The 899-nt window shown below is 63.7% G+C and carries 1 protein-coding gene; it reads right to left on the reverse strand.

All coding sequences use genetic code 11. The features are described from left to right. A partial coding sequence (locus ABWV89_RS18825; RefSeq protein WP_353400610.1) for a putative Ig domain-containing protein occupies positions 1–899 on the reverse strand: 899 nt, incomplete at both ends.

Raw genomic sequence — 899 nt, forward strand, 5'->3', positions numbered from 1 at the left:
GTGAACGTGGTGGTCGCTGTCAGGCCTCCAGGGTCGGTGGCCGTCACCGAAACCGTGTGCACGCCTGCGCTGCCACCCTGGCTGGCACTGGTGTCCAGTGTGCCGCTGATCTCACCCGTGGCCGGGTTGATGGACAGGCCGGCAGGCAGACCGCTGGCGCTGTAGGTGAGTGTGTCTCCCTCTACATCGCTGAACGCGCCACTCACATCGATGGGCGTGATGCCCTGCCCGTCCACGCCCGCCTGGTTGGCGGGTTGCGCCCCACCCACCAGGTCCGGTGCGTCGTTCACACCATTGACCGTCACCGTGATGGTGGCTGTGTCAAACCCGCCTTGACCGTCTGTGACCTGGTAGGTCATGGAGGTGGTTGCTGTTTCGCCTGCGCCCAGACTTTCAAACGCGCCATTGGGGTTGAACGTGACTGAGCCACCCAGGCTGATGTTGAACAACCCGCCTCCGGTGCCCGGCGTATTGGTCTGCACAACGCCAGACAGGCTGTCCCCGTCCGGATCACTGTCATTGGTCACAGCGCTGCCGATGACGCCACTGGCTGCATCTTCGCTGACGGTGAAGCTGTCATCCACCGCGTTTGGCGGCGGGTTGGTGACCGTGTAGGTAAAGGTGGTGGATGCCGTTGCGCCGCTACCATCAGTCGCCGTCACGGTCACGTTGTAAACGCCATTGCCACCTGGGCCGCCCTGACTGGCATTCGAGGTCAAAGTGCCAGAAGCGATACCCGTGGCCGGGTTGATCGACAGGCCGGCAGGCAGACCGCTGACGCTGTAGGTCAGGGTGTCACCATCGGGGTCATCGAATGCTCCGGTGACGTCCAGCGGTGTGATGCTCTGGCCGTCCTGTCCGGTCTGGTCTGATGGCTGTCCACCACCAACCAGCGTCGG

It is taken from the genome of Hydrogenophaga sp. 5NK40-0174 (genome assembly GCF_040372165.1).
In the GTDB taxonomy this organism is placed as follows: domain Bacteria; phylum Pseudomonadota; class Gammaproteobacteria; order Burkholderiales; family Burkholderiaceae_C; genus Hydrogenophaga.